This is a genomic window from Crossiella sp. SN42, assembly GCF_023897065.1.
Classification (GTDB): domain Bacteria; phylum Actinomycetota; class Actinomycetes; order Mycobacteriales; family Pseudonocardiaceae; genus Crossiella.
Genome location: NZ_JAMHIV010000015.1, coordinates 118,788 through 140,117, shown reverse-complemented (window position 1 = coordinate 140,117; position 21,330 = coordinate 118,788). Strand labels below are relative to the sequence as shown.

Here is a 21,330-nt window from a genome sequence, read left to right as displayed (position 1 = left end):
TGGCCCTCGGGTGGCAGGATGCCAGTCGTGACGACGACGGTGCTGGTGCTGGGTGGCACCGGCGAGGCCCGGAAGCTGGCCGCGGCCCTGGCCGGGATCCCTGGGCTGCGGGTGGTGTCCTCGCTGGCCGGGCGGGTGCGGGAACCGGTGCTGCCGGTCGGCGAGGTGCGGATCGGCGGGTTCGGCGGGGTGGCCGGGCTGCGGGAGTGGTTGCGGGACAACGGGGCCGACCTGGTGGTCGATGCCACGCACCCGTTCGCCGCGACCATGACCGGCAACGCCGCCGCCGCGACCGCCGAGCTCGGGCTGCCGCTGCTGGTGCTGCGCAGGCCGGGCTGGGCCGAGCAGCCGGGGGACCGCTGGCACTGGGTGTCCTCGATCGCCGAGGCCGCCGAGGCGCTGCCCGCGCTGGGCCGCCGGGTGCTGCTCACCACCGGCCGCCGCGACCTGCCCGCCTTCGCCAACCCGGACCTGTGGATCCTCAGCCGCTCGGTCGACCCGCCGGAGCGGCCCCCGCCAAACGTGACCGTCCTGCTGGACCGGGGACCGTACACAGTGGACGGTGAGCTGGAGCTGTTGCGCGCCAACCGGATCGACGTGGTGGTCAGCAAGGACAGCGGCGGCGAGCAGACCGCGGCCAAGCTCACCGCGGCCCGCAGGCTCGGCCTGCCGGTGGTCCTGGTCCGCCGTCCGCCGCTGCCGGCCGCGACCACGGCAGGCACCGTGGCCGCGGCCGTCGAGTGGGTCAGGCGGGGTAGCGGCGCGGGGTGAACACCACCGGCTCGCCGTCGGGGCCGGTGCGGAACCGGGTGGTGGAGGAGCCGACCAGCAGCAGGCAGCGCATGTCCACAGTGGACGGATCGAGGTCGGCGAGGCGGACCACCCGCACCGACTCCTCCGGGCCGCCGACGTCCCGGCCGATGACCACCGGCGTATCCGGGGACCGGTGCGCCAGCAGGGTTTCCCTGGCCGACTCGACCTGCCAGGTGCGGCTGCGCGAGGCCGGGTTGTAGATCGCGATCACCAGGTCGGCCGCGGCCGCCGCGGCCAGCCGCCGTTCGATGACCTCCCACGGCTTGAGCCGGTCCGACAGCGAGAGCACGCAGTAGTCGTGGCCCAGCGGCGCGCCCACCCGGCTGGCCACCGCGTGCGCCGCGGTCAGCCCCGGCAGCACCCGCACCGGCACCCCGGTGAACTGCTCCTCACCGGCCACCTCCAGCACCGCGCTGGCCATCGCGAACACGCCGGGGTCACCGGAGGAGACCACCGCGACCCGGGCGCCGTTCTTGGCCAGGTCCAGCGCGAACGCGGCCCGCTCGGCCTCCACCCGGTTGTCCGAGGGGTGCCGCCGCTGGCGCGGGTTGGGCGGGACCCGGTCCAGGTAGGGGCCGTAGCCGATCAGCTCGTCGGCGGTGGCCAGCGCGTCCTGCGCCTGCGGGGTGAGCCACTCGCGTCCGGCGGGACCGAGGCCGACCACGACCACCTCGCCCGGACCGCCGGTCGCCGTGTCCGGGGCGGCCTCGATGGTCTGGTGCGCCTGGCTGGGCAGCAGCGCCAGCGAGAAGTACGGCACGCCTTCGGGGTCCACTTCGGACAGTGGGGCCACCCGCTGCCGCCCGGTGGTCGCCCGCTCCACGTACCAGGCGTCCTCCAGCCGTCCGGCCGCGTGCAGCGCCTCGCGCACCACGCCGAAAGTTCGGCCCAGCTTCATGATCGCGGCCGAGTCGGTGGTGGCCAGCCACTCGGCCAGCTCCTCCTGCGGCAGCGTGCCGGGCAGCACGGTGAGCACCTCGTCCCGCTCCACCAGCGGCCGCCCGAGCACCGCGGCGGCCCCGCTCACCGAGGTCACCCCCGGCACCACCTCGGTCGGGAACCGGTGCGCCAGCCGCTTGTGCATGTGCATGTAGGAGCCGTAGAAGAACGGGTCCCCGGCCGCGAGCACCACCACGGTCCGGCCCTCGGACAGGTGCGCGGCAAGGCGTTGCGCGCTCTGCTCGTAGAAGGCGTCGATCTCGCCCTGGTAGTCCTCGGTGTCCTCGGTGGTCACCGGGTAGACCAGCTGCTCCTCGATCTGACCGGGGCGCAGGTAGGGCTCGGCGATCGAGCGGGCGATGCTGCGGCCGTGCCGCGCGCTGTGGAACACCACCACGTCCGCCGCGCCGATCAGCCGTGCCGCCTTGACCGTCACCAGCTCCGGGTCGCCAGGGCCCAGCCCGACGCCGTACAGCCGTCCCAGCTCACTCACTCTTCGTCACTCGCAATCGCGTTGATCGCGGCGGCGGTCATCGCGCTGCCGCCCCGCCTGCCCCGCACCACCAGGTACTCCAGCCCCAGCGCGTTGGCGGCCAGGGCCTCCTTCGACTCCGCCGCGCCGATGAACCCCACCGGAATCCCCAGCACCGCCGCGGGTTTGGGCGCGCCACCGGCGATCATCTCCAGCAGGTGGAACAGCGCGGTCGGCGCGTTGCCGATGGCCACCACCGCCCCGCCGAGCTTGTCCCGCAACAACTCCAGCGCCGCCACACTGCGCGTGTTGCCCATGTCCTTGGCCAGCCCCGGCACCCGTGGATCGCCGAGCAGGCACACCACCTCGTTGTCCGCGGGCAGCCGTCGCCGGGTCACCCCGGCCGCGACCATGTTGGCATCACACAGGATCGGCGCACCGGCATCGAGCGCGGCCCGTGCCGAGGCGACCACGCCGGGGGAGTAGCCGAGGTCCTCGACCAGGTCGACCATCCCGCAGGCGTGGATCATCCGCACGGCCACCCGCGCCACGTCCGGGGGCAGACCGGTCAGGCCGGCCTCGGCGCGGATGGTGGCGAAGGACCGGCGGTAGATCTCCGCGCCGTCCTTGATGTAGTCGGTCACTACTGCTTCCTCCGGGCCGCGTCGATCGCCGCGGCCGTGTCCTCGTGCCGTTGTCCGTCGACCAGGTAGCCCTCCGCCGTGGCCAGCACGTCGATCGCGCCGCGCGGGCGGCCGCAGCGGCGTTCGCAGCCGGAGAAGTGCACCGACCGGCCCGCGCCGCCGAGCAGCCGGGGCGCGTCGGCGCGCACGTCGGCCAGGGCCTTGGCACAGCCGGGGCGGCCGGTGCAGGCGGTGACCGCGTGCCAGGGCGAGTGCGGGTCGGTGATCAGGCCGTGCCCCAGGGTGATCGGGTGCGGGAGCAGCACGCTGCGCCAGGGGGTGAGGCGGAGGTGCTCGGCGGCGAGCAGGGCCTCGGACTGGGCCGGGTCCAGGCGGCCGAGGGGCACGCCGACCAGGAGCCGGCCATCGGGCAGCGGGCCAGGCGGGAGTGGCTGGGAGCGCGCGGGCTGGACGCGATCGGCGGAAACGGCGTCGCCGCCCGCCGCGAGCCGGCGCGTGATCTCCGCGACACCGTCCTCGATCTCCGCCAGCCGCCAGGCCACCCCGCCGCGCTCGGCCCGCAGCGCCAGGAACTCCGCCGCGGCCCTGGTCACCGCCGCCACCGGATCGCCCGGCCGCAGCCCTGAATCGGTCCCGGCCAGCAGCAACACCCACGCCGCGCCTGCCCGGTGCAGCCCGACGTCCGCGCCCAGCCCGCTCACGTCGCCGCCCTCGTCCACCGTGACCAGGAACCGGCCCGGCAGCTCGGCCAACTCCGGTCGCGCGCACAGCGCCGCGTCGATCGCGTCGACCAGGTCCTGGGTGCCGGCCAGTGGCGAGGCGATGATGTTCCGCATCCGCTCGTGGGTCAGCGAGGGCAGCAGACCGGCCTGGGCCAGCCGCTTGCCCAGCTCCGGCTCCGAACCCGGTGTCAGGCCCCTGATCTGCACGTTCGCCCGCGAGGTCAGCTCAAGGGAGCCGTCGCCCAGCTCGATCGCGGCCTTGCGCAGCACCGCGAGCCGGTCGGCGGTCAGCGTGCCGCCGGGGATCCGCACCCTGGCCAGGCCGCCGTCCGCGGCCGGGTGCACCTCGATGGCGCCGGGACAGGCGTCCGGGCGCGAGCGATGTGGTGAAGAGGGCACGCGCCGGATGCTACGCGGCGGGTAGGGTCCTCTCCGAACGGTGAACCACGGAGGAAGCCGGTGCGAGTCCGGCGCGGTCCCGCCACTGTCACCAGGCCCGCCTGGGAGCCAGACACTCCGTCACCGTCCCGACCGATGTGGGGCGCGGACCCCGAGGGATGTGGAGACCGGCGTGATCCTGCTGCTGTCGACCTCTGACACCGACCTGCTCTCGGCGCGCGCGAGCGACGCCGACTACCGGCTGGGCAACCCGGCGCGGCTGCTCGTGGACGACCTGCCCGCCCTGGTCGAGGGCGTGGACCTGGTCGTGGTGCGCATCCTCGGCGGCCGCCGGATGTGGGAAGAGGGCCTGGACTGGCTGCTCGCCGGGCCGCGCCCGGTGGTGGTGCTCGGTGGCGAACAGGCCCCGGACGCCCAGCTGATGGAGCTGTCCACGGTGCCCGGCGGGGTCTGCGCCGAGGCGCACGCCTACCTGGCGCACGGCGGCGCGGGCAACCTGGCCGAGCTGCACAACTTCCTCTCCGACACCGTGCTGCTCACCGGCCTCGGCTTCGCCCCGCCGCAGCCCACCCCGACCTGGGGCGTGCTCGAACGCGACGCCCGCGCCACCGAAGGCCCGGTCGTCGCGGTGCTCTACTACCGGGCGCACCACGTGGCCGGGAACACCGCCTTCGTCGAGGCGCTGTGCACCGCCATCGAGGACGCGGGCGGCCAGGCGCTGCCGGTGTTCTGCTCCTCGCTGCGCACCGCCGAGCCCGAGCTGCTGGCCGAGCTGGGCAAGGCCGACGCGCTGGTGGTCACCGTGCTCGCCGCCGGAGGCACCAAACCGGCCGCGGCCTCCGCCGGTGGCGAGGAGGACGCCTGGGACGTCGGCGCGCTGGCCGCGCTCGATGTGCCCATCCTGCAAGGACTCTGCCTGACCTCCAGCCGGGAGAGCTGGGCGTCCAACGACGACGGACTGTCCCCTTTGGACACCGCGACCCAGGTGGCCATCCCGGAGTTCGACGGCCGGATCATCACGGTGCCGTTCTCCTTCAAGGAGATCGACCCGGACGGCCTCACCGTGTACGTGGCCGACGCCGAACGGGCCGCCCGGGTGGCCGGGATCGCGGTGAAACACGCCCAGCTGCGGCACATCCCGCCCGCCGAACGGCGGATCGCGCTGATGCTCTCGGCCTACCCGACCAAGCACTCCCGGATCGGCAACGCGGTCGGCCTGGACACCCCGGCCAGCGTGGTCAAGCTGCTCGCGGCCCTGCGGGACAACGGGTACGACATCGGACCCGCCGACGGTGAGGGCGCGCTGCCCGGGGTGGCCGGGCAGGACGGCGACAAGCTGATCCACGCGCTGATCGCCGCCGGCGGCCAGGACGAGAACTGGCTCACCGAAGCCCAGCTCACCGGCAACCCGGTGCGGATCAGCGCGGCCAAGTACCGCGAGTACTACGACACCCTGCCCGCGGACTTCCGCGCGGAGCTGGAGAACCACTGGGGTCCCGCGCCCGGCGAGCTGTTCGTGGACCGCTCCCAGGACCCCGACGGCGAGATCGTCCTAGCAGCGCTGACCGCCGGCAACGTGGTGGTGATGGTGCAGCCGCCGCGCGGCTTCGGGGAGAACCCGATCGCCATCTACCACGACCCCGACCTGCCGCCCAGCCACCACTACCTGGCCGCCTACCGCTGGCTGGCGCAGGAGTTCGGCGCGCACGCCATGGTGCACGTGGGCAAGCACGGCAACCTGGAATGGCTGCCCGGCAAGACCGTCGGCATGTCCGCTGGCTGCGGCACCGACGCGGCACTGGGCGACATCCCGCTGATCTACCCGTTCCTGGTCAACGACCCCGGCGAGGGCACCCAGGCCAAGCGGCGCGCGCACGCCACCCTGGTCGACCACCTGGTGCCGCCGATGAGCCGCGCGGACAGCTACGGCGACATCGCCCGCCTGGAACAGCTCCTGGACGAGCACTCCAACATCGCCGCGATGGACCCGGCCAAGCTGCCCGCGATCCGCGCGCAGATCTGGACCCTGATCCAGGCCGCCAAGCTCGACCACGACCTGGGCCTGACCGACCGGCCGCACGACGCCGAGTTCGACGACTTCCTGCTGCACGTCGACGGCTGGCTGTGCGAGGTCAAGGACGTGCAGATCCGCGACGGCCTGCACATCCTCGGCGCCGCGCCCGAAGGTGAGGCGCGGATCAACCTGGTGCTGGCCATGATCCAGGCCCGGCAGATGTGGGCCGGACAGGTCGCCGCGCTGCCCGGCATCCGGGAAGCCCTTGGCCTGGTTGAGGACGGCAGCGCCTCGCGCACCGAGACCGACGCGATCGAGGCCCAGGCCCGTGAGCTGGTCGTGGCCATGGAGGCCGGTGGCTGGACCCAGGGCAGCGCCACCGAGGTGGTGCGCTCGGTGCTGGACAAGGACAACGAGGACGTCGCCCGCGTGCTGGAGTTCGCCGCCGCCGAGGTGGTGCCCCGGCTCTCCCGCACCACCGACGAGCTCGGCAACCTGCTGCACGCCCTGGACGGCGGCTACGTCCCGGCCGGGCCGAGCGGATCACCGTTGCGCGGCCTGGTCAACGTGCTGCCCACCGGCCGCAACTTCTACTCCGTCGACCCCAAGGCGGTGCCCAGCAGGCTGGCCTGGGAGACCGGGCAGGCGATGGCGGACTCCCTGCTGGACCGCTACCGCAAGGACACCGGCGAATGGCCGCCCTCGGTCGGGTTGTCCGTGTGGGGCACCAGCGCGATGCGCACCGCCGGCGACGACATCGCCGAAGTCCTTGCCCTGCTTGGCGTCCGCCCGGTGTGGGACGACCAGTCCCGCCGGGTCAACGGCCTTGAGGTCATCGACCTGGCCGAGCTGGGCCGCCCGCGCATCGACGTCACCGTGCGGATCTCCGGGTTCTTCCGGGACGCCTTCCCGCACGTGGTCGCGCTGCTGGACGACGCGGTCCGGCTGGTCGCCGCCCTCGACGAACCCGCCGAGCAGAACTTCGTCCGCGCACACGCCGAGGCCGACCGGGCCGAGCACGGCGACGAACGCCGCGCCACCATGCGCATCTTCGGCTCCAAGCCCGGCGCGTACGGCGCGGGCCTGCTGCCGCTGATCGACAGCCGGAACTGGCGCGACGACGCCGACCTGGCCGAGGTGTACGCGGTCTGGGGCGGCTACGCCTACGGCCGCGAGCTCGACGGCCTGCCCGCGCGCGGGGACATGGAGTCGGCGTACAAGCGGATCGCGGTGGCCGCCAAGAACGTGGACACCCGCGAGCACGACATCGCCGACTCCGACGACTACTTCCAGTACCACGGCGGCATGGTGGCCACCGTCCGCGCGCTCACCGGCAAGGCCCCCGCCGCCTACATCGGCGACAGCACCCGGCCGGACGCGGTGCGCACCAGGACCCTCAACGAGGAGGTCTCCCGGGTGTTCCGGGCGCGGGTGGTCAACCCGCGCTGGCTGTCCGCGATGCGCCGCCACGGCTACAAGGGCGCCTTCGAGATGGCCGCCACCGTGGACTACCTGTTCGGCTACGACGCCACCACCGGCGTTGTCGCGGACTGGATGTACGAGAAGCTGGCCGAGAGCTACGTGCTGGACGAGGAGAACCACAAGTTCCTCACCGAGGCCAACCCGTGGGCCCTGCACGGCATCGCCGAACGGCTCCTCGAAGCCGCGGAGCGCAAGCTCTGGGAAAGCCCCGAACAGTCCACTTTGGACGCTCTCCGGGAGGCCTACCTGGCCACCGAGGGCGACCTGGAGGGCGAGGCCTAAGCGTTGTCCCGCAACCGGCGCAGCACCATCGCCAGGTGCAGCCGGAAGCGGCCCGCGGCCGTGGTCACCGGGAACCCCAGCTCGCTTTCGGCGTGCGCCAGGCGCGCGGCGACCGAGCTGTGGTGCCGGTGCACCTCGGCCGCGGCCTTGCGCACCGAGTCGTGCGCGCACACCGCGGACAGGATCAGCAGCAGGTCCGCGCCGAGCGGGCCCTCGGCCAGCCGGTCCAGCGCGCGCACGTCCTCGATCTGGCCGATGTCGTTGCCGCGCAAGCCCTCGGCCACCGTGGCCAGCGCGCCCAGCCGCTCCCACCAGCACACCGGCGGGTCCCAGGGCAGCGATCCGGCCAGCCGCACCGCGAGCCGGGCCTGCCGCCAGGAACGGCGCGCCTCGATCGCGGCCACCTCGCCGCCGACCCCGACCCGCGCGGGCGGCCGCACCTGGTCCAGCTCCGGCGGTCCGGCCAGCAGCACCGCCCGCAGCTGCCCCAGCTCCGCCGACCACCCGCCCAGCCCGGCCGAGTCCCCCGCCACCGCGAGCACCCGCACCCGCGTGCCCGGCGTGAGCCCGAGCAGGTGCAGCGCCCGCGACCGCTCCGCCTCCCCGGCCCGCTCCGCCAGCACCAGCTCCACCAGCGCCGGATCGCCCAGCTCCGGCAAGGCGCCCCTGGCCAGCACCAGCTCCGCGGCGATCGCGAACCGTTCTAGGACCATCTCATCCATCGGCAGCCCAGCCCCCGGCCGCGCGAGCCACACCCGCGACCCGTCCGGCAGCTCCCGCGCCCGCGCGCCCTTCGGCGTTGACGCCCCGGCCCGCACCTCGCCGGACGGATCGGCGGCCAGCGCGAGTCCCCGCTCGGCGGCGTCCAGGCCGACCGGGCACTCGGCCAGCTGGGCCGTGGTGGCCAGCAGGGTGTCCACACCGGCCCGGCGGGCGATCAGCGAGTCGAAGAAGGCGATCACGCGCACCTCACCGGCCGCGTCGGCGTCCAACGCGGACAGGCGCAGCAGCAGGCCCTCCATGCCGTCAGCGTAGCCAGCTGGCGGGTCCAGGCCCGGTGACCACCGGCGGTTGGCGGTGGGCGCGGCCCCCGCGGGCGGCGCAGACTTCGATCATGAGCTACCCGATCGACCCCGAACTGGCCACCTGGATCCCCATGGTCCCCGAGGTGGACTTCGCCGACCCGGCGGCCATCCGCGCCCGGATGCGGGAGATGGCCGACGTGATCCCCGCCTACCAGCCGGTGAACCCGGTCGAGGTGCGTGCGCTGAGCATCCCCGGCCCGGCGGGCGCGCCCGAGGTGGACATCCGGGTCTACACCCCCACCGCCGAGCCCGGTCCGCTGGGCGCGCTGGTGCACATCCACGGCGGCGGGTTCGTCATCGGCGACCTGGACATGGCCGAGCGGACCGCGCTGCGGGTGGCCGACGAGGTCGGCGTGGTCGTGGTCGCCATGGACTACCGGCTGGCCCCGGAGCACCCGTTCCCGGCCGGGCTGGAGGACTGCTACGCCACCCTGGAGTGGACCGTCAAGCACGCCGCCGAGCTGGGCGTGGACCCGGACCGGATCGCGGTCGGCGGGGACAGCGCGGGCGGCGGCCTGACCGCGGCGGTCGCGCTGCTGGCCCGCGACCGCGGCGGCCCCGCGCTGGCCTACCAGGTGCTCAACATCCCCGAGCTGGACGACCGGCTGAGCACCCCGTCCATGACCGCCTTCACCGACACCCCGATGTGGCACCGGCCCAACGCCATCCTGAGCTGGGACTTCTACCTCGGCGACGGCAAGCGCGGCACCGCGGAGGTCTCCCCGTACGCCGCCCCGGCCCGCGCCACCGACCTGTCCGGGCTGCCCCCGGCCTTCGTCGCGGTGTGCGAGTTCGACCCGCTCCGGGACGAGGGACTCGACTACGCGCAGCGACTGGTCCAGGCCGGAGTGTCCACCGAACTGCACCTGTACCCGGGAACTTTCCACGGCTCCTCGTTCGTCGCCGGGGCCGCGGTCACCCTCCGCATGGGCCGGGACCTCACCGACGCGCTCCGCCGTGCGCTGCGGGGTGGCCGCGGGTGAACGATCCTTGGTCCCGCACGTTGAACAGGGAGTAGGAGTGGCAGGGTTGGTGTTGCGCTAGGTAGCACCAGCCACAGACACGGAACGGTGGGCAGGATGAGCAGCGAGACCTCCAGGACCGCGACGGCACGCATCGGGGTGACCGGGTTGGCGGTGATGGGCCGCAACCTGGCCCGCAACCTCGCCCGCAACGGCTACCCGGTCGCCGTGCACAACCGGTCGGTGGAGCGGATGAAGAGCCTGGTCGCCGAGCACGGCGACGAGGGCGCCTTCGTCCCGGCGGAGACCCTCGCCGACTTCGTGGACGCGCTGGAGCGCCCGCGGGTGGCGATCGTCATGGTCAAGGCCGGCGGCCCGACCGACGCGGTCATCGACGAGCTGGCCGAGCTGCTCGAACCCGGCGACATCGTGGTGGACTGCGGCAACGCGCACTTCGCCGACACCCGCCGCCGCGAGGCCGCGCTCAAGGAGAAGGGCCTGCACTTCGTCGGCGCCGGCGTCTCCGGCGGCGAGGAGGGCGCGCTGCTCGGGCCCAGCATCATGCCGGGCGGCTCCAAGGAGTCCTACGAGCGGCTCGGGCCGGTGTTCGAGTCGATCGCGGCCACCGTGGACGGGCAGGCCTGCTGCGTGCACGTCGGCCCGGACGGGGCTGGCCACTTCGTGAAGATGGTGCACAACGGCATCGAGTACGCCGACATGCAGCTCATCGCGGAGGCCTACGACCTGCTCCGCGCCGGACTCGGCGCCACCCCCGCGGAGATCGCGGAGATCTTCCGCGGCTGGAACGAGGGCGACCTGGAGTCCTTCCTCATCGAGATCACCGCGGACGTGCTCGCGCACACCGACGCCCGCACCGGCAAGCCGTTCGTCGACGTGGTGCAGGACCAGGCCGAGCAGAAGGGCACCGGCCGCTGGACCGTGCAGAGCGCGCTGGACCTGGGCGTGCCGATCACCGGGATCGCCGAGGCCACCTTCGCCAGGTCCCTGTCCGGGCACGCCGGCCAGCGCGCCGCCGCGGCCGAGGCCTTCGGCAGCGAGGCGGGCGCGGGCTGGGTGAAGGACAGCGACCGCGACGCCTTCATCGAGGACGTGCGCAAGGCGCTCTACGCCTCCAAGGTGGTCGCCTACGCCCAGGGCTTCGACCACATCCGCGCGGGCAGCCAGGAGTACGGCTGGGACATCGACCTGGGCGCCACCGCCACCATCTGGCGCGGCGGCTGCATCATCAGGGCCCGGTTCCTGGACCGCATCCGCGAGTCCTACGACGCCAACCCCGACCTGCCCAGCCTGCTGGTCGCCCCGTACTTCGCCGAGGCCGTCTCCAGTGGGGTGGACAGCTGGCGGCGGGTGGTCGTGGACGCGGTCCGCGAAGGCGTGCCGACCCCGGCGTTCTCCTCCTCGCTGGCCTACTACGACGGCCTGCGCCGCGACCGCCTGCCGGCCGCGCTGATCCAGGGCCTGCGGGACAACTTCGGCGCGCACACCTACCGCAGGGTGGACGCCGAGGGCTCCTTCCACACCCTGTGGGCCACGCCGGAGAAGACCGAACAGGCCGGGTGAAGCCACGCCGGGCCGGGTGCCGCCGCGATTCCGGCGACACCCGGCCCTGGCGTTCGCCGGAGAACCGGTAATCCGACGTTAGTCGCTGCCGGGAATTCTCCGCGCGCTGTCATCATGAGGTGCAACCCCCGCCGCCGGAAACACCGCGGAGGTTGCCTTGCACACCACTCCGATCACGCGCTCGATTCTCGTCGGCCTGATGAGCCTGGCGCTGATGGCGCTTTCCGTCCTGGTACCGGCCACGGCCAGCGCGCACGGTTACACCAACGGCCCGAACAGCCGGGCCTACTTCTGCAAACTCGGCACCGCCAAGAACTGCGGGCCGATCCAGTGGGAACCACAAAGTGTGGAGGGCCCCAAGGGATTCCCGGCCCGCGGACCCGCTGACGGCAGCATCTGTGCCGGCGGGCTCCGCCAGTTCGCGCAGCTGGACGACCCGCGCGGCGGGAGCTGGCCGTCCACCCAGCTGACCAGCGGCGCGAGCCGCACGTTCAGCTGGCACCTGACCGCGCCGCACGCGACCACCTCGTTCAAGTACTTCATCACCAAGAACGGCTGGGACGCCAACGCGAAACTGACCCGCGCCGCGCTGGATCCCGCCCCGTTCATCAGTGTCAGCAACGGTGGCGCGCGGCCGCCGAACGCGGTCTCGCACACCGGCACGGTGCCGGCGGGCAAGACCGGCAGGCACCTGATCCTGGCGGTCTGGGACATCGCGGACACCGGAAACGCGTTCTACCAGTGCATCGACGTCACTTTCTGATCAGCGCGCCAACCGTTCGGCATCGCTGATCAGTTCCAGGGTGAACTCACCGGCCAGTCGCCGCAGCAGGCCGGGTTCCGGGATTTCCGGGCCCGGCCCGCCGGTGCGCTGGGCCAAGGCGGCGCGCAGCAATGAATGCCAGCGGGTGTCGAAGGCATCGAGGGCGTATTCGGCCGCCGCTTCTTTCGAGATCACCGCGCCGGTGGCGATGGTGTGGTGCAGGCGCGGCGGGCCGAGCACCCTGGCCAGCGCCGCCCGGTGCGCGGGCACCAGCGGTTTGCCCGATGCCCGGCCGGTGACGCACTGCTGGGCCCAGTCCCGGTAGTGGCAGCGCAGCTGGCCCAGGTTCCACTCCCGCAGCCGGTCCGGTTCCGGGTCGAGCCCTAGTTGATCCGGGGCCGGGCCGCGCACCGTGATTCCCTGTTCCCGCAACACCTTCCACATCACCGGGTTCACGTCGAACCCGCGGCCGCGCTTGAACGAACGGCCGCTGTGCGAGGCCAGCGGCCGAATCTGGGTCACCGGCTTGGCGAGCTCCGCCGCGGGCACGAACGCGCCGTTCATCGTGCCGGGGATGGTCGGGTCCGCCCTGAGCAGCGCGCGTCCGGCGGCGGGCAGGTTGCCCGCGAGGTGCAGCACCCGCAGGCGGCGCAGCTCCCGCTCGCCGAAACCGCCGTCCACCACCGCGATGAAGTCGATGTCGCTGCGCCCGGCCCGCCAGGCGCCCAGCGCGGCCGAGCCGACCAGGTAGCAGCCGGTGATCCGGCCCGGCAGCAGCCGGTCGGCCACGGCCAGGTAGCGGGCGGCGGTGCGTTCGGCCCCGGGATACGGCATCAGCCCAGTGTGCCAGCGAAGCTCACCCGTTCGCCGCTGACCGCCGAAGGCGGGACTTCTGCCGCGGCGCTGGCGCGGGCGCGGCGGCGGTGGCACTGTCGGGTGGCGGGACCGCCGAGGCTGGGGAGGACCAACCCGTGTGCGCTGTGTCGATCACCCGGCTCACCACCGAGTACGCGGACAACCCGCTCGGCACCGACGTCCCGCACCCCCGGCTGGCCTGGGTGCTGCAAGCTGATGTCAACGGCGCGACCCAATCCGCCTACCAGGTCCAGGCCGACCCCGACCCGCAACGCCTCGCCGAGGGTCGCCCCCGCTGGGACACCGGCCGGGTCGACTCAAACCGCACCCTGGGCATCCGCTACGACGGCCCGCCGCTGCGTCCCCGCACCCGCTACCACTGGCGGGTCCGGGTCTGGGACGGCGAGAACCGGCCCAGCCCCTGGAGCGCCCCGGCCTGGTGGGAGACCGGCCACCTGGGCCAGCCCTGGTCCGCCAGCTGGATCGGCCCCGCCGCACCGCCGCCGCCACCGGCCCTGGACCAGGCGTCCTGGATCGGCGGCCCCGGCTGGACGCTGACCGGGGCACCGACCGGCTCTCGCTGGTTCCGCGCCACCCTGGACCTCCCGGCCGAGGTCCGCGCCGCCACCCTGGTCGCCACCGCCGACGACGCGCTGAACGTGCACCTGCACGGCCGGGAAGTGTTGTCCGCCAACACTTCCGGCAACGCCTGGACCGCCGCGCACCTGCTCGACGTCACCGAGGAGGTGCGCGCCGTCGGCCCCCGGCTCACCGTCGCGGTCGAGGCCGCCAACCGCGGCGGCCCGGCCGGGCTGTTGCTGCGCCTGCTCGTCGAGCACACCGACGGCAGCACCCGCGAACTGGCCACCGGCCCGGGCTGGCGCGCCACCGACAGCGCGCACCCCCACTGGACCAGTCCCGGCTTCGACGACTCCGGCTGGCCCGCTGCGGCCGTCCTGGCCCGCTACGGCGAAGGCCCCTGGTCCCGCGACGTCACCGTGCCCGCCCCGCCGCGACCGGCCCCGTTGCTGCGCAAGGACTTCCACCTCGACCGCCCGGTCACCCGGGCCCGCCTCTACCTCAGCGGCCTGGCCTACTACGACGCCCAGCTCAACGGCCACCGCGTCGGCGACCAGGTCCTGGACCCGGGTTTCACCGGCTACGACAAGACCGTGCTCTACGCCGTGCACGACATCACCGGCCAGCTCCAGCAAGGCGACAACCGGCTCGACGTCACACTGGGCCGCGGTTTCTACGGCATGACCACGATCAACGTCTGGGACTGGCACCTGGCCAAGTGGCACGGCGAGCCCAGACTGCTGGCCCAGCTGGAGATCGACCACCCCGACGGCGGGCGCACCACCATCGGCACCGACGGCAGCTGGCGGCTCACCGACAGCCCCACCCGCGCGAACTCCCAGTACTCCGGCGAAACCTACGACGCCCGGCACGTTCCCCAGCACTGGACCGACGCCCAGCTGGTCCCCGCCCCTGCCGGGGTCCTGCGCGCCCAGCCCAACGAACCCATCCGGGTCACCGGGACCATCCGCCCGGCGAGCATCACCGAGCTGCGGCCCGGCGTGCACGTGGCGGACATGGGTCGCACCATGGCCGGCTGGACCAAGATCACCGTCCGCGCCCCGGCAGGCACCCGGATCTCCTTGCTGCACGGGGAGAAGCTCAACCCGGACGGCAGCGTGCAGTCGGTCAACGAGCACGTCAAGGACACCCGCCAGCAGCGCGACGAGTACATAGCCGCGGGCACCGGCGCGGAGACCTGGGAACCCCGGTTCTCCTACAAGGGTTTCCGCTACGTGCAGATCACCGGGCCGCGGCCGGCGGAGGTGCTGGGGCGGCTGGTGCACAGCGATGTGCCCGAGGTCAGCGAGTTCCGCTGCGCCGAGCCGATGTTCGAGCAGCTGGACCGGATGATGCGCCGCACCATCGTGAACAACCTGCACGCCCTGCCCACCGACACCCCCACGTACGAGAAGAACGGCTGGACCGGCGACGCCCAGGTCGGCGCGCCCAGCATGGCCTACGCCTTCGGCATGCAGCGCCTGTTCGCCAAGTGGGCGGGCGACCTGGCCGACGCCCAGGACAGCGCGGGCCAGGTCCCGGTGATCGTGCCCAACGGCGGCCGCTGGGGCTACCGCCAGCTCGCCCCCACCCCGGAGTGGACCACCGTCTTCCCGTTCCTGGCCAGGGAAATGCACCGCTGGTACGGCGACGACCGGGTGGCCGCCGAACACTGGCCCGCGCTCACCCGCTACCTGGACTGGGAGATCAACCGGATGAGCGGCGGCCTGGCGCTGACCGCCCTCGGCGACTTCCTGTCCCCGGACGCGCCCTGGGGCGTGGCCCCCGAGGACAACCGGCTCACCGCCACCGCCTACCTGCACCGCGCGCTGACCGGGGTGGCGGAAATGGGGGAGCTGCTCGGCCACCAGGCCACCGCCGCCCGCTACCGCGCGGTCGCCGCGCAGGCCAAGGACACCCTCAACCGCACCTTCCTGCGCGGCGGCCACTACCGCAGCGACCGCGACCAGGGCTACCGCCAGACCAGCAACGCCATCCCGCTGGCCTTCGGCCTGGTGCCAGCGGCGTCAGTCCAGTCCGTTGTGGACAGTCTCGCCGCGGACATCCGCAAGCGCGGCAACCACCTCAACACCGGCTGCCTGGGCACCAGCGTGCTGCTGCCGGTGCTCACCGCGCACGGCCACGCCGACCTGGCGCACGCGATCGCCGTGCAGCGCACCGAACCCAGCTGGGGCTACTGGATCGAGCAGGGCGCGGACACCATGTGGGAGATGTGGCACCAGGACTCCCGCTCCCGCAACCACTACTTCCAGGGCACCGTCACCCAGTGGCTGTACGAGAACGTGGCGGGCCTGCGCCCACTGGCCAACGGCTACGAACGCATCCTCATCCGCCCGGACGCCAGGGCCGGCGTGGCCTGGGCCCGCACCAGCATCGACACCGTCCGCGGCCGCGCCGCGGTCAGCTGGGAGACCACCCAGACCGGCCTCACCCTCACCGCCACCGTCCCGGTCGGCGCGACCGCGGAGATCCACGTGCCCGCCGCCCCCGCCCACCAGGTGACCGCCCCGCCCGGTGCGGTCACCCTGCCCCCCATCCCCGGCCACGCCCCCTACCGCGTCGGCTCCGGCACCTGGACGTTCACCACCGGCTAAGCCAGCCCGGCCGCCGGGAACGCGCTGTGCCCCGGCGGCGGGGGCAACGCGAGCAGCTGCCGCGCCACCTCCAGGAACTCCCCGCCCCGGTGCCACATCCGCCGGTCCGGGTCCACCGTGAACGGATCCGCCGCGTCCACGTCCTCCGCCCGCACCCGGTAGGCCAGCGCCTCGGACTCCGAGTACGCCAGCACCGTCTCCCGCACCCCCCGCCAGACCCGGTTGAACATCACCGCGTCCGTGCTGGCCACCTCGTCCCGGATCACGCTCTGCCGGAAGCCCTTGCGCCGCAGCATTTTCATGCATTCCGAGACCGATATCGGCCCGGCTCCGTCGTCCTGTCCCATGGTCCTCCCGCCGCCGTGGAGCACACGATTCTGCCCGGGTGCCAAGGCACTGACGGCGGTCATCGCTCGATCAGGGGAGGACCGCTGGTCAGCTGCACAACCCGCCCGGCCACCGTTGTGCAGCTGCCTACCTGGGTAGCAGGGCGGGGGTGGATTGCGCTTGCCACGCCGGTCGAGCAGGCTCAGGCGGTGGTGGACATCCCCGAACCCGATCCGCTGGCCAAGTTGTACCAGCGAGCCGAGGCCGCGATCCCGCGGATCGCCGAGGACGTGCTGGCCGCCTTCTTCGCCAGGGCCGCCGGCTACCAGCAGCTGCCGCCGCAGTTGGTGAGCAGGGAGATCAGTGCCGCGATCGCGCTCAACCTGCGCCTGTACCTGCACTGCCTGCGCGAGCGCCGCCCGCCGCGCCCCGAGGAGCTGACCGAGCAGATCGGCGCCGCCATCCGCCGCGCCCAGCAGGGCGTGCCGCTGGAGGTGGTGCTGGGCACCTACCACATCGCCGCCCAGGTCGGCTGGGAGGCGATGGCCGCCCTGGCCGAGCCGGACGAGCTGCCCGAGCTGCTCTCCAGCGTGCCCGGCCTGCTCGGCTACCTCAGCGTCGCCGTGCCCGCCGTGGCCGCCTCCTACCTGCACGAGCAGCAGACCCTGGACGCCGAACACCGCGAGGCCCGCCGCGCCCTGGTCACCGCCCTGCTCACCGGCGCCCCCGCCGAACCCCTGGCCGAACGCCTCGGCATCCCGCTGGCCGAGGCGCACACCGTGCTGCACCTCCGCCTCGGCCCGCCCCCGCAGTCCGACGGCGCCGACCCTCAGCTGGCCGCCAGAACCCTGGTCCGCCGCCTGCACGCCGAGCTGCCCCCGCACACCCTGGCCGCGGTCAACCACACCGGCGGCACCCTGCTCCTACCGGCCGACGACCCCGGCGAGGCCCCCGTGGACGGCCTGGCCACCGCCCTGGCCCTGTCCGAACGCCTGCACCTGGCCGCGGGCACCACCCTGCTCACCGGCATCGCCACCGCCGCCACCCGCGCGGCCATCCCCGCCGCCGTGCACCAGGCCACCGACATCGCCGACCTGGCCACCCGCCTCGGCCGCCCACCCGGGGCCTACCAGCTCGACGACGTCCTGCTGGAGTACCAGCTCTGCCGCCCAGGCCCCGGCCGGGAACGCCTGCACCGCATCCTGGACGAGCTCACCCAGCACCAGGACCTGCTCTGGACCCTGCGCGTGTTCCTGGCCAGCGGCCACAACCGGCACCAGGCCGCCGCCGAGCTGCACATCCACCGCAACACCCTGAACCACCGCCTGCGCCGGATCGCCACCCTCACCGGCCACAGCCCAGCCGACCCAGCGGGCGCGCGGATCCTGGCCGCGGCACTCACCGTCCGCGACTTCGCACCCCGCTAACCCACCGCCCCGAACTCCAGCACCATCCGCCCATCCGCGATCGGCCCCGACTGCCGCAGCTCAAGCCCGCAGCCCGCCGCCAGCTCCACCAGCTCCACGACTGTCCGCTCCTTGCCGCCGAAACACATCAGCATGAACAGGCTCATCCTCGTCCCGGTCCCGTCCGACCAGACGGGCTCGATCACCACCACGGTCCCGTCATCCCCAGCGGCCTCCCGGCACCGCCGCAGAATCCGCCTGGCCCGCTCGTCGTCCCAGTCATGCAGAATGTCGGACAGCACATAGGCATCCGCCCCCGTCGGCAATGGATCGAAGAAGCTGCCCGCCACCGCCGAAGCCCGATCCTCCAGTCCCGCGGCCACAAACCGCTCCGCCGCGGCCGCGGCCGTCGGCGCCAGGTCCACCAGCCGCCCCCGAACCCCGGGATGCGCCCGCAGGATCTCCGCCAGCACGTACCCGTTACCCCCGCCCACATCCACGATCTCCCCGAACCGCCCCCAGTCGAACCGTTCCGCGATCTGCCCCACCTGCACCCGGAACCGCCAGTTCATCTGCGCGTCAAAGGACGTCCGCAACTCCGGGTGCGCGTCCAGGTCCGCCCAGAACCCCCGCCCGTACCGCTTCTCATAAGCGGGAGTCCCATCCCGCACGGTCTCCAGCAGCTCCACGAACGCCAGCTCCGCCCGGCCCCCGGCGCAGTTGATGTCCAGCAGCGTCTTGAACCGCCCAGGCTCCATCTGCGCGCCCAGCTCCGTCGGCCGGTAACACCCGGACTCCACCGCGAAAACCCCCACCGCGACCAGGTGGTCGAGCAACCGGCGCAACGCCGGCGCGGAGGTCCCGGTCTCCGCTGCGAGCCGCTCCACGGAAGCCCCCGCGGCCCCAGCCCGTTCGACCAGCCCCAGTGTCGCCGCCACCCGGATCGCCATCGGTGTGGCCAGATCCGCCAAGGCCATGATTGACCGCTCACTCATCAGCCAAGGCTAGATGTCGCGGCGCTCGCTTCGGGCAGGGTGACTGGTTCGCAAGGGCAGAAGTTCGGCGCGGGCAGCCTCGGCGAGTACCGCGATCGGCCAATCGGGTGAGATCGTGTCAAGGCCACCGACGGCCTTGGTCAAGGACACCGTCGAGGGTTCGACCGCTGAGAGGGGGAGTCGAGAATGAGCGAGAACACCTTGCGGGACAACACGATCCGCCCGCGCATCGACGCTCCCCGCTCGTGGCGGCACTGGGGGAACACCACATCCAGGACAACGGCAACCCGGGCGTTCCTGAGATGAGCTTCCAACTGGTCAACGCACCCCCCAGGAGGGACCACGATGGTGGTAGCCGACAACATCCGTGACCACGCCGTGCTCAGCGAGGAAGAGGTCACCCTGCTCCGCCTGCTCTCCACCGGACTGCCGATCGACGCGGTCGCGCGCAGGCTCGAGCTCTCCGAGCGCACCGTGCGCAGGCGCACCCGCGCCATGTGCAACCAGCTCGGCTTCTCCAGCTCCATCCAGGTCATCGTGTGGGCGGTGCGCCGGGGCCTGGTGTGAGGGTCGCGGCGGCCAGCGGCCCTACTTCCCTGGGAAGTTCGCCATCGTCATCTCCACCACCCGGCGCAGGTCCGCCGGTTCCACCCCGTCGGCCGCGTGCACCGCCATCCCCTGGCTGACCACCATCACCAGCCGCGCCAGCGCCGCCGCGTCCACCGACTCCGGCAGGTCGCCCTCCTCCTGGGCCCGCGCGAACCGCTCCCGCAACCGCACCTCGGTCGCCATCCGCTCCGCCGACACCGCCGCCCGCACCCCGTCCGACGCGCTGCCGGTGACCAGCGCGCCCTGCACCACCAGGCACCCGCGTGGACGGCCGGCCGCGGTCACCGTGTCCACCGTGCCGTAGAGCAGCCGCTCGGCCGTGGCCCGCGCCGTCGGCTGTTCCAAGGCCTCGTTGACATGCCGCGCCGGGCCCTCGGTGTAGCGCTCCAGCGCCTTGCGGAACAGCGACTCCTTGTTGCCGTAGGCCGCGTACAGGCTGGGCCGGTTGATGCCCATGGCCGCGGTCAGGTCGGACATCGCCGCGCCCTCGTAGCCGTGCCGCCAGAAGACCTCCAGCGCCCGGTCCAGCGCCTGGTCGAGGTCGAACTCCCGGGGCCGCCCGATCGCCATCACCGCCTCCTTCAGTACCAGCCGATACTGTACTAGGCGCAGGTCAGGCGAGGGCCAGCTCGGCAACCACCATCCGGTGATCCGAGCCACCCAACGTGTGCTCGCCCACCGACACCCCGCGCAACCCGGCCCCGTGCAGCACGTGGTCCAGCTGCGTCACCGGCGGCACCCACCACCCCGAGGGCCAGGTCGGCGCCCACCCACGACCCAGCTCCGCGTGCGTGTCCACCAGCCCCGCGTCCAGCAGCCCGCGCAGCGAGGCGTGGTCCAGCGTCGCGTTGAAGTCGCCCAGCATCACCACATCCGGCCCCGCCGCCACCCGCAACGCGGCCAGGTCCCGGCCCCACTTCGCCGCGTCGCCCAACGGATACAGCGTGTGCACCCCCACCAGCCGGACCACCCGCCCGCCGATCTCCACCTTGGCCACGGTCTGCCCCCAGGTCGTCGGCGCGGCCAGCAACCCACCCCCGTGCAACGGCAACCGCGAGTAGATCGAGGTGTCCTCCTCCGGGTGCAACTCCTGGTACGGCAACACCTCGTCGATCCCGGCCGCGGCCAGCGACCGCACCCCGGCCCCCGGAAGTTCCTGCACCGCAAGCACATCCAGCCGCTCCGCGCGCGCCAGCTCCACCAGCGCCGCCGCGTCCACCCGCCCCACGAGGGCGTTGATCGTGCCCACCCGCAGCCGCACCGCCCCCACCTCGCCGCCATCCGGCACGAACCGCGGCACCAGCACCGCCAGCTGCACCACCGCCAGCCCCGCGGCCAGCCAGGCGGCCTTCATCCGCAACACCCCGAACACCACCGCCAGCAACACGGTCCCCGCCGCCACCAGCGGAAAACCGGCCATCGGCAGCGCGAGCACATTCCCGTCGTCCAGCCCAGCCACCCGCACCAGCACCAGCCCCGCCACCGGAGCCAGCGCCGCCCACCCCAGCCACGCGACCACCCGCCGCCGCGGCCGAACATCAACAACGGTCATACCGAAAGTCTGCCCGAGCACCCGGGCCAGCCATCCCGCCGCCCGCCCGCACCTGCACCCGCGGCCCCGCCTCGCACCGCGCGCCCCACCCCCCCCGCGCCCTCGTCCCATTCCCGACGCGCCCCGGTTCCGGACCAAATTCGGACAGTTCCCCGGACAGACCCTTTTCCCGGCCCGGCGGGACATGGCATGGTCGCTCTGACTCCGACAACGTTGTCAGCGAGGGGGCGGAAC

17 protein-coding genes and 1 riboswitch are annotated in these 21,330 nt (G+C 73.2%); of the genes, 8 read left to right on the top strand and 9 right to left on the bottom strand.

Translation table 11 applies throughout. From position 1 onward, the window contains the following. Positions 1-18: 18 nt before the first annotated feature. Positions 19-771 (top strand): cobalt-precorrin-6A reductase, encoded by a 753-nt coding sequence (locus M8C13_RS19490; protein ID WP_252482052.1) that lies wholly within the window; start codon positions 19-21, stop codon positions 769-771. On the opposite strand, the gene M8C13_RS19485 is transcribed toward M8C13_RS19490, so the two are convergent. The 3 genes from M8C13_RS19485 to M8C13_RS19475 are packed head-to-tail and all read right to left on the bottom strand — an operon-like array spanning position 746 to position 3,989. Continuing rightward, a complete protein-coding gene (locus tag M8C13_RS19485; RefSeq protein ID WP_252482051.1) occupies positions 746-2,245 on the bottom strand; it encodes a precorrin-2 C(20)-methyltransferase in 1,500 nt (499 codons plus the stop codon). The two genes, M8C13_RS19490 and M8C13_RS19485, sit on opposite strands and share 26 nt — an antisense overlap. Next, complete coding sequence (locus M8C13_RS19480) at positions 2,242-2,868, bottom strand: precorrin-8X methylmutase (protein ID WP_252482050.1); 627 nt, start codon at positions 2,866-2,868, stop codon at positions 2,242-2,244. Before M8C13_RS19480 ends, M8C13_RS19485 begins: the two co-directional genes overlap by 4 nt. Further along, a complete protein-coding gene (locus tag M8C13_RS19475; RefSeq protein ID WP_252482049.1) occupies positions 2,868-3,989 on the bottom strand; it encodes a hypothetical protein in 1,122 nt (373 codons plus the stop codon). The genes M8C13_RS19480 and M8C13_RS19475 overlap by 1 nt, the downstream gene beginning before the upstream one ends. Positions 3,990-3,995: 6 nt before the next feature. Beyond that, a riboswitch (cobalamin riboswitch) is annotated at positions 3,996-4,126 on the top strand. A gap of 35 nt (positions 4,127-4,161) precedes the next feature. Between M8C13_RS19475 and cobN the strand changes: the two genes are divergently transcribed. Further along, a complete protein-coding gene (gene cobN / locus M8C13_RS19470; protein WP_252482048.1) occupies positions 4,162-7,767 on the top strand; it encodes a cobaltochelatase subunit CobN in 3,606 nt (1,201 codons plus the stop codon). Here the strand turns inward: cobN and M8C13_RS19465 are convergent. After that, entirely contained in the window at positions 7,764-8,789 is a 1,026-nt protein-coding gene (locus M8C13_RS19465; RefSeq protein ID WP_252482047.1) for a helix-turn-helix domain-containing protein, read from the bottom strand. The two genes, cobN and M8C13_RS19465, sit on opposite strands and share 4 nt — an antisense overlap. A gap of 92 nt (positions 8,790-8,881) precedes the next feature. On the opposite strand from M8C13_RS19465, the gene M8C13_RS19460 reads away from it, so the two are divergent. The 3 genes from M8C13_RS19460 to M8C13_RS19450 all read left to right on the top strand — a co-directional run bounded on the left by M8C13_RS19460 (position 8,882) and on the right by M8C13_RS19450 (position 12,158). Beyond that, on the top strand, positions 8,882-9,835 hold the full coding sequence (locus tag M8C13_RS19460) for an alpha/beta hydrolase (RefSeq protein WP_252482046.1): 954 nt from the start codon (positions 8,882-8,884) through the stop codon (positions 9,833-9,835). Positions 9,836-9,931: 96 nt separating this feature from the next. Then, positions 9,932-11,395 carry an NADP-dependent phosphogluconate dehydrogenase gene (gene gndA / locus M8C13_RS19455; protein WP_252482045.1) on the top strand — a complete coding sequence of 488 codons (1,464 nt, stop codon included), beginning with the start codon at positions 9,932-9,934 and terminating at the stop codon, positions 11,393-11,395. Positions 11,396-11,552: 157 nt separating this feature from the next. Next, positions 11,553-12,158 (top strand): lytic polysaccharide monooxygenase, encoded by a 606-nt coding sequence (locus M8C13_RS19450; RefSeq protein ID WP_308202822.1) that lies wholly within the window; start codon positions 11,553-11,555, stop codon positions 12,156-12,158. Here M8C13_RS19450 and M8C13_RS19445 read toward each other — a convergent pair whose 3' ends face one another. Next, a complete protein-coding gene (locus M8C13_RS19445) occupies positions 12,159-12,992 on the bottom strand; it encodes an aminoglycoside adenylyltransferase domain-containing protein (protein WP_252482044.1) in 834 nt (277 codons plus the stop codon). 137 nt (positions 12,993-13,129) lie between these two features. Here M8C13_RS19445 and M8C13_RS19440 point away from each other — a divergent pair, with 137 nt between their 5' ends. Then, a complete protein-coding gene (locus tag M8C13_RS19440) occupies positions 13,130-16,207 on the top strand; it encodes a family 78 glycoside hydrolase catalytic domain (RefSeq protein ID WP_308202821.1) in 3,078 nt (1,025 codons plus the stop codon). On the opposite strand, the gene M8C13_RS19435 is transcribed toward M8C13_RS19440, so the two are convergent. Continuing rightward, positions 16,204-16,509 carry a hypothetical protein gene (locus M8C13_RS19435; protein WP_252482129.1) on the bottom strand — a complete coding sequence of 102 codons (306 nt, stop codon included), beginning with the start codon at positions 16,507-16,509 and terminating at the stop codon, positions 16,204-16,206. The two genes, M8C13_RS19440 and M8C13_RS19435, sit on opposite strands and share 4 nt — an antisense overlap. Positions 16,510-16,743: 234 nt before the next feature. On the opposite strand from M8C13_RS19435, the gene M8C13_RS19430 reads away from it, so the two are divergent. Next, positions 16,744-17,961, top strand: a complete 1,218-nt coding sequence (locus tag M8C13_RS19430) for a CdaR family transcriptional regulator (RefSeq protein WP_252482043.1) — start codon at positions 16,744-16,746, stop codon at positions 17,959-17,961. Here the strand turns inward: M8C13_RS19430 and M8C13_RS19425 are convergent. Then, positions 17,958-18,935: a methyltransferase gene (locus M8C13_RS19425; RefSeq protein WP_252482042.1), complete on the bottom strand. Its 978-nt coding sequence runs from the start codon at positions 18,933-18,935 to the stop codon at positions 17,958-17,960. The genes M8C13_RS19430 and M8C13_RS19425 overlap by 4 nt on opposite strands. A 345-nt stretch (positions 18,936-19,280) precedes the next feature. On the opposite strand from M8C13_RS19425, the gene M8C13_RS19420 reads away from it, so the two are divergent. Continuing rightward, the gene (locus M8C13_RS19420; RefSeq protein ID WP_252482041.1) at positions 19,281-19,502 is read left to right on the top strand and encodes a LuxR C-terminal-related transcriptional regulator; all 222 of its coding nucleotides are present in this window, start codon (positions 19,281-19,283) and stop codon (positions 19,500-19,502) included. 21 nt (positions 19,503-19,523) lie between these two features. Here M8C13_RS19420 and M8C13_RS19415 read toward each other — a convergent pair whose 3' ends face one another. Both M8C13_RS19415 and M8C13_RS19410 read right to left on the bottom strand, forming a co-directional pair. Continuing rightward, entirely contained in the window at positions 19,524-20,114 is a 591-nt protein-coding gene (locus tag M8C13_RS19415; protein WP_252482040.1) for a TetR/AcrR family transcriptional regulator, read from the bottom strand. Between the two features lie 43 nt (positions 20,115-20,157). Beyond that, positions 20,158-21,096, bottom strand: coding sequence for an endonuclease/exonuclease/phosphatase family protein (locus M8C13_RS19410; RefSeq protein ID WP_252482039.1), 939 nt, complete (start codon positions 21,094-21,096; stop codon positions 20,158-20,160). Positions 21,097-21,330 lie beyond the last annotated feature (234 nt).